Source organism: uncultured Bacteroides sp., from assembly GCF_905207245.1.
Classification (GTDB): domain Bacteria; phylum Bacteroidota; class Bacteroidia; order Bacteroidales; family Bacteroidaceae; genus Bacteroides.
In genome coordinates this window covers 40,508-47,707 of the sequence record NZ_CAJLKP010000047.1, presented here as the reverse complement: position 1 = coordinate 47,707, position 7,200 = coordinate 40,508, and the positions used below count along the sequence as shown (strand labels likewise).

At 41.8% G+C, this 7,200-nt stretch carries 12 protein-coding genes; all 12 read right to left on the bottom strand.

The features are described from left to right. Positions 1–34: 34 nt before the first annotated feature. Positions 35–1,585, bottom strand: a complete 1,551-nt coding sequence (locus QZ135_RS14735; protein WP_294610766.1) for a terminase large subunit — start codon at positions 1,583–1,585, stop codon at positions 35–37. Beyond that, positions 1,569–1,904 carry a hypothetical protein gene (locus QZ135_RS14730; protein WP_294610764.1) on the bottom strand — a complete coding sequence of 112 codons (336 nt, stop codon included), beginning with the start codon at positions 1,902–1,904 and terminating at the stop codon, positions 1,569–1,571. Before QZ135_RS14730 ends, QZ135_RS14735 begins: the two co-directional genes overlap by 17 nt. A gap of 481 nt (positions 1,905–2,385) precedes the next feature. Next, complete coding sequence (locus QZ135_RS14725; protein WP_294610762.1) at positions 2,386–2,793, bottom strand: type II toxin-antitoxin system HicB family antitoxin; 408 nt, start codon at positions 2,791–2,793, stop codon at positions 2,386–2,388. Positions 2,794–2,845: 52 nt separating this feature from the next. Then, positions 2,846–3,031 (bottom strand): type II toxin-antitoxin system HicA family toxin, encoded by a 186-nt coding sequence (locus QZ135_RS14720; protein ID WP_291601972.1) that lies wholly within the window; start codon positions 3,029–3,031, stop codon positions 2,846–2,848. Between the two features lie 102 nt (positions 3,032–3,133). Further along, the gene (locus QZ135_RS14715) at positions 3,134–3,403 is read right to left on the bottom strand and encodes an HNH endonuclease (RefSeq protein ID WP_294610759.1); all 270 of its coding nucleotides are present in this window, start codon (positions 3,401–3,403) and stop codon (positions 3,134–3,136) included. 55 nt (positions 3,404–3,458) lie between these two features. Continuing rightward, on the bottom strand, positions 3,459–3,755 hold the full coding sequence (locus QZ135_RS14710) for a hypothetical protein (RefSeq protein WP_294610756.1): 297 nt from the start codon (positions 3,753–3,755) through the stop codon (positions 3,459–3,461). Then, positions 3,724–3,984: a hypothetical protein gene (locus QZ135_RS14705; RefSeq protein ID WP_294610752.1), complete on the bottom strand. Its 261-nt coding sequence runs from the start codon at positions 3,982–3,984 to the stop codon at positions 3,724–3,726. Before QZ135_RS14705 ends, QZ135_RS14710 begins: the two co-directional genes overlap by 32 nt. Positions 3,985–4,099: 115 nt before the next feature. Beyond that, entirely contained in the window at positions 4,100–4,297 is a 198-nt protein-coding gene (locus QZ135_RS24920; RefSeq protein WP_365978960.1) for a hypothetical protein, read from the bottom strand. A gap of 55 nt (positions 4,298–4,352) precedes the next feature. Then, positions 4,353–4,538, bottom strand: a complete 186-nt coding sequence (locus QZ135_RS14700) for a hypothetical protein (RefSeq protein ID WP_294610749.1) — start codon at positions 4,536–4,538, stop codon at positions 4,353–4,355. A gap of 29 nt (positions 4,539–4,567) precedes the next feature. Then, positions 4,568–5,017, bottom strand: a complete 450-nt coding sequence (locus QZ135_RS14695) for a hypothetical protein (protein ID WP_294610747.1) — start codon at positions 5,015–5,017, stop codon at positions 4,568–4,570. Between the two features lie 17 nt (positions 5,018–5,034). After that, the gene (locus tag QZ135_RS14690) at positions 5,035–5,955 is read right to left on the bottom strand and encodes a radical SAM protein (RefSeq protein ID WP_294610744.1); all 921 of its coding nucleotides are present in this window, start codon (positions 5,953–5,955) and stop codon (positions 5,035–5,037) included. A gap of 4 nt (positions 5,956–5,959) precedes the next feature. Beyond that, positions 5,960–7,192: a DNA cytosine methyltransferase gene (locus QZ135_RS14685; RefSeq protein WP_294610741.1), complete on the bottom strand. Its 1,233-nt coding sequence runs from the start codon at positions 7,190–7,192 to the stop codon at positions 5,960–5,962. Positions 7,193–7,200 lie beyond the last annotated feature (8 nt).

Genomic DNA, 7,200 nt, shown 5'->3' with positions numbered 1-7,200 from the left:
TTTAGAGGGGTCAATTTAGATTGGAAACTGAGGGTCAGTTTAGTTGGAATATCCACTTAGCGGCTATTTCGAAACTCTCTACAGGAGAAGTAAATGAGCCATAAGTCTGACTTATAGGGGTTAATACTTTTTTTGCACCGCTGGCAGACATGATATTCACGAATTCCATGCTTTTGTATGGGTCATACCCAATGGCAAGGATACGTATTTGCTCACGGTTCCGGCGGTTAATATCGTCCGCTATAAGCCGGTAGTCTATCACATTACCCGGAAGAAGTCTCAGATGTCCGGCATCCGCCCATTTCTTGTATAGCTCCCCGTTAGGGTGGTTCTTTAGGGCACCTTCAGGGAAATAATAATCCGTATGTATATGGAAATTTCGGATATCCGGCATGTAGACCGTATAACTGACCGCGCTAAAGTCATCACACACGGACAGGTCTACGGCTACCATGGCGTCGGGACGACCCTTCAGGGATTTCATATTATCGTCATCACGGGACATAGCCTCAACTTCGGAAGCAGTGAACCATATCTTCCCGGTATTCTGAACGAACATGTTCAATAGCTTTGTCCGGAAAGTCATCATGTCATCTGCATTCATTTGGGCTTTCCTGTATTCATTTTCGTAATAATCCGGCTGTACGGTGACACCAAGATGCGGCTGTACTTTCCCCCAAGTGCGGGGGTCGTCTTCCGCATCGTCTACGTCAGGCTCGAATATATGGGCGAATATGAAATCGTTTTCAATCTCTCCGCGAAGAACGGCCTTATAGGAATCCAGCATGTCTACAAATGGACTTTCCAATTTATCGCTGGCCGTCGTAATTACTACGGTGAGAGGATTTACACGGGCGCCCATGGAAGAGGTAAGTACATTCTTGAGCGCCGCACTGTCAGCCTGTGAATACTCGTCAAGTATGACCATGGAGGCGTTTAATCCATCCAGTTTATCCGCATTACTGGCAAGGCAACGGGCAAACGAGGTCTTACCCTGCATCTTGTTGAATACCTGTTCACGGTTTATCTTGAAATGCCGGAATTTCGGATCGAGACATTTTAAGATTTCCTTAATTTCACTAAAACATATCTGCGCCTGATTGTAATTGTTGGCGGCTACATAAGATTGAGCGTTCGCATCTCCGAACAACAAATCATAAATAGCCAGTGAGGCGACGGAGGTAGTCTTGCTATACTTACGGGGAACGAACAGCAGGGCGTCACGAATCAATCTTTTTTCTTCGGTCTTGTAAAATCCCAGAATATTTGCAAACTGAAATACCTGTATGGGAGTAAGCTTATACCGGGTACGTCCGTTCAGTCCTGAAAATTGCAGGCTCTCATAAAATACAATGAACTTCTTTACCTCGCCTGTCCTGAAGAAGTAGGTATCCAACAGGCGGAAAAACCGCACGATGGAAAGAAGTTCATATAAGTTGTGCCCGTCAGGGTCGGCTATTACGCTTTCAATATACGTATTCAGACGGTCGTCTATTACGTCCAGGTGATACCTGTGCAAGTCGATTCCCCGGAGTTTCTCCCGGGCCTCTTCCTTTAGTTTCCTTAATTCATTTTTGTCTGTCATTTTTCATATCTTTTATTAGTTTAGAAATAGCGTCTTCCTCTGTGGATACTCCCGCTGTGTCGCAGGTCAGATGCAGTTCACGAAGCCATTTACGAGACTGCTCGCTCAATTTCAACATGAGATACATTTTCTGAACATTGGGGTTATTCCCGTCCTTATCATCGAACACCCCGGAAGCCTCATCCAGTTCTCCACCGAGCTTTCCACATTGAGCCAAAACAATAGAGGCTTGCTCTATAGCCAGGTCCATAGGCTTAGAGTAAGTTTTCTGCTCTTTCATCAAACTTTTTAGTTTTCGCTCAATATTCTTCTGTTTCATACACACGATTTATGTACATAACTTACGTATCAATGTATCTGGGTGGCACTTATGATAAAAACCCTCCCCCGGTACACCCTCCCCCTATATTTTCACCTCGTGCGTGTATCTGTGGGTAGGGGTGGGTTTCAAAGGGAAGGCCCGCCCTTGAAAAAAAAGCTCCCCCCGTGGAACAATATTTTAACATTTTGTTCCACGGAGAGGGCAGATGTGGAACAAAGCGTTATTCACGGTTCCACATACTGTAAGCAGGTAAGCACAATTAGATGATCTATTTATCGGTAGAATGGTAGCCGTCATCTTGCAATTATATCATTTTGAAAAGCGAATCAGTCATAATCATTGCAACATGACACACGTAATGAGAAAAAGCCAGGGATTTCACTTTATGAATGTTAGCTTATTCTTTGAATTAATAACAAAAAGAAAGCCCTACCTTATTAGGGTAGGGCTGGCAACGTACATGAAGTAAGTGTATTAATCAAACGAATTGAACGTTGCTTAATTCTTTACCAAACTGCTGCAAGGCAGCTTGTATCTTCTCAGCGGTCTTTTTACTTGGATTTCTATGACCGTTTACATAATGACTTAATTGTCCTTGCGCTACTCCTGTTATACGCTCCAGACCAGCAAGAGATAGCCTGTCACTATAGTAAGCCAGAAAAGAAGGAATGTCATAACTAAAATCGAATGTTACTTCCTCAAATGGCTTACCTTCTTGTGCGTAATATTCTTTCATTCCTTCATAAGCATCCTTAAAGTCCCTTACTGTTTCCTCAATAGTATGTCCTGTACCGGTTATTCCATAAGACAAATTATCATCATCCGGCATATATGCGCTATAGTCACCGTCCGAACCTCTTTCAATAAATACTCTTACTGTCTTCATACTCATTTATTTTTTATTTAATATACATTGCGATACCGGAAAGAAGGCGGGGTTAAATCCCCGCCAATCTTTTGATGCTTCTCAGTGTCCCTGTAGCTACTTCCTGCGCTTCGTGGTGGCTGGTAGTAAACTCTTTACCTGTTTTGGGACTAAACCAAAGCGGGTGCCCCGCTTGTGTCTTTCCTAAAGGATAACATCCATTCTTTTTTAGAATCCGATGTAGTTCATTGTACTTCATGTTAATGATCGCTTGATTAATACAATACAAAGATACGAATATTAATATCAAAAACAAGCTTTTTAGCAACAAATGATATTTGTTTTAATATCATTTAATGATTTACTTCAAAAACTTATCAACGAAGGATTCTGTCGCTCTACGCTGGTTGGCTTTCACAGCTTCTTTTGAATGACTAAACATCTGCCTGTGTATGTCTGAATGGCATGCATGGCATAGACTCATAAGGTTACTATATTGAAACATCAAAGAATACATTTGGCTTTCTCCGGCAACAGACTCTACAGGCGTTATGTGATGTACTTCCGTAGCAGGAACTACCAGACCTTCATTCTTGCACTGCTCACATAGGGGATTAGCCCTTAGCTTCATGAGTCGTAGCTTCTTCCACTCCTTTGAAGCGATCAACTTAATGTAATATGGATTTCTACTCATCATTCACGGTTTTATGAGAAACTCTTCGTTTAGGTTTCTCGAATTCAACATGCTTCTCTGCCTCGGACATCTCATCAAACATAGCCTCTATATCATAAGGAACAGGCTCTGTTTGTGCATCACTGGCAGGATCAGCAACACGGAGAAAACAATGAATCAAAGATTGGATAATCTCGTATACACTACTGAAACCGTATTTGCTCTTGATCGCATCAAGTCTTTGATAAGTTTCCGGAGTAACTCTCGAATAGACTTTTTTAGTGAGTATTTTCCTTTTCTTTGCTCTCATGTTTAAGCCTCATCAATTTATCACGCTTATACTCTTCTGCATATTGTGGGGTAGCCTTATTCCTGGTAACATAGATCACCGTTGTACCGGATACCCGGATGGGGTAGAGTTTCTTTTCTCTTTCCCTCTGCCGAGCAATGATTTCATCAAGGTTACTCACGTTGGTTGTAGTATCCGGCTTACGTTCTTCTGCCGGACCCTTACGCTTCTTTTCTCTAATATTATTCATTTGTAATTTTTACGTTTACGTTTTACGTCTATCCAAGCCATCAAACACGCAATAAGTGAAAGCCAAAATGTTATTTCCTCAAATTGATATTTCTTCATATCTCTATTCGATTTAGCTATGGGGTAAGCATAGCCTGCAACACTAAAACGATTAGGACAATAGATAATATCACCGCTAACGGAAGCCATAACGGGGACAGAACCCACCACCAAGACCAATCAATATAATGTGTCAATTTCAAGATTATAAAAACTATTGAAAGGAGTCCACAAAAGCCGATACCACCACCAGTTGAATTATTACTTGTACTCATTTTATGGATACGGTTACCTGTACACCATAAGGTTTTATTCATTATTATTTTGTTATTAATCAATTATTTCAAATGTCACTTTCACTTTTTTACAGCGATATCCCATCTTATACCATTGTTTCCATGTTCGGGAGCATCCCTCACACCATTCTCTAATACAGATGTTTCGGTAGAATTTCTGCGTATTCATTGCGATAAGACCATCAGGATAAACGATAACGTACATTATATCTTCACGCATATTAGCTCCTTTCTTTATTGATTTGAATATTACTTTTTAGAGTTCTTATAGCACTGTACACAAAGTGCTCCAGACGGAAAATTATAAAGCCCTTCTCCAGCTCCGAACACCTTACCACATTTTGAACATTTTTTTCTCGTGTCCAATTCCGGGGATAGAGCTTGTTCTAATGTCAATGTTCCCTTATTGGGAACACCATCTACGAAAACATCACCCTTTAAGTCATTAGTTGTGATATACCCTGTTGCCGCTTCAATTGCTTCTTGCCAAGAATTAAAGCATTCCGTCGGTTCTCCCGCTTCGTATGAATAGAATCTATCTCCATTAGAATCTATCTCCTGTTGCGTAATAGGTCTTCTTATCTTATCATTACGGAAGTCATTACAACTATCGTAATACTCTACAGACACATAATAGTGAACAGCTTCCACGCACTGACCGCGAAAAGTCGTAAGTGATATTATTATCTTTTTATTCATATTTTTCTTGTTTTACTCTAATTGTTATAAAAATATTCACTACACTTAAATCCCTTTCGTGGGGTAAAGTCTTTAAACTCGCAACTCATATACAGTTCTTTTCGATCAGCCCAGTGTGCCATATCCTTTTGCCATTGAGGTATGGTCTGCCGAGGATTATTCAAACTTCTATATGGTTGCGCATGAGGTACAAATCGAGGGCTTACATGCTTCCAATAATTTATCCGATAAAAGCTCTCTTTAAAGTCCATCAAGATGCAGTACAGGAAGTATTCTCCTTTATAGCCATACTTATCAATCAATGATGCAGCCCTTTCAACTTCTGCTATTTGCCCAGGAGTATCACAACCAAAACGAATGCGCTTAAGCCATTTCACTTTTGCAAGTAATCGGGCAATATCATCCGTTACTAAACGAGCATCTAAACCCTGATTAAAATCTACATGGAGCTTCAATTTTGCAATCTTTTCTATCTGCCGTAGTCCATAGCCAGAAGCAAGCACATTATTATCCATCAGGATAAGATTCTTTCGACCGTCGATTGCTATCTCCTCAACATCCATGTATGGCGCTATCGGACCTTCTTTCTTCGGTACCACGCACCACTTGCACTTGTTGGGGCACCCGCGAGTAAGAAACCCGTAAGCTGTCTTAGTATCAAGATTGTAAAGCGAATAGTCTGGCTGCAAGCGGTCTATTTCAAGAGGCAGTGTCTTATCAACATTAATGCCGGTTCCTCCAGTCTCCAGTTCATCAGTGTTTATGTAATATCCATAATTAGGTGTGAAACTGAATACTTTGGCGGCATAGACTTTATCGTAATGGCACAATGGATTATACCATTCCACATTATCGCCTCTTGCCTTGTGATAACTGCTTATCTTCATCAATGCGAGATTTGGATAATTACTATCAACTGCTAATAGTCCTATGTTCATTTCTTTATTGTTCTACTTCTTCTATTGCTTTAAATATCTCAAGAATCACCTGCGGAACGATGGCGTTTCCATATCCTTTGACTGATTCCTGTCTCCACTTTGTGAAAGGAATGGTAAGGTCGTCCACATTAAAGGGAAGCCCATCATTTCCTCGACAAACAGGGGATTGAGTTGGGAAGTTTTTCCAGTCTGGGGAAAGCGATCCACTAAACTGTTCGTAGCTGGATTTCTTCTTCTCTTTTCCAACGCTTCCAAAGTTGATGCACCCTTGTAATCGTTTGTTGTAGGAGTAGGGAGCATACCGCAAGCTGCCAAATCGTTCAATTCCATTGTCCATCCTTGCTCTATTTTCCGCTTCGTTCGACCGTCTTCCGGTTTTGAGCCATTCTTGTAGCTTCTCGCTGTTGGAGTTGGTAGCATCCCATTCATAGCCATTGCAGTCAACGCAGTCCCCATCTGGCTCTTCGGGTTGTACTTCTTCGTGTATTTGTCCGCTTCCCGGGCATTGGGAGTTGGAAGAAGGTCTTTGAATTTCGGATCGTACATTATCTGACTTGTCAGGCTTCCATATTTCGTTCCGTTCCTGTAACCATTTCTTGCGACACGGGCTCGCATCTTCTCTGGAGACTCCAATGTCTGAACAGATGTCGGAGTCTGTAACATTATTCCTGTGGGCAACAAACCACATCCTGTCTCTTCTGTGGGGCGCTCCGACGGCACAAGCCGGAATAAGTATCGGTTGGACGGAATATCCTTCTCGCTCAAGGTCTTTACAGATGGTTTCGACAACATACTCTTGTCGTAGCAATATTCTTTTTCGGTTATCTTCTCCGAAAAGAGAGGTTTGGATTCCCATTTCAGTCTCCTCGCCGGGCTGAACCATCGTGAGGATTCCAGCAACGTTTTCACCAATAACCCAAGTGGGTCGGATTTCCCGTATAGCACGGAGCATGTGCGGCCAGAGGTAACGGTTATCATCCGCTCCCCTTCTTTGACCTGCAACGGAGAAAGGCTGGCAAGGAAATCCCCCTGTAAGGACATCAATTCTTCCTCTCCATTGTCTAAAGTCTGTTTTGGTAATGTCTTCATAATGTTCTGAGTTAGGGAACCAATATTTCAGTATCTTGTTACAAAAATCATTTATCTCACAGTGAAAGGCATTTTTCCATCCCATCCAGGAAGCTGCTACACTCGGGGCATCAAAACCGCTAAATAAACTGCCATGAACTAATTTCATTTAACTCC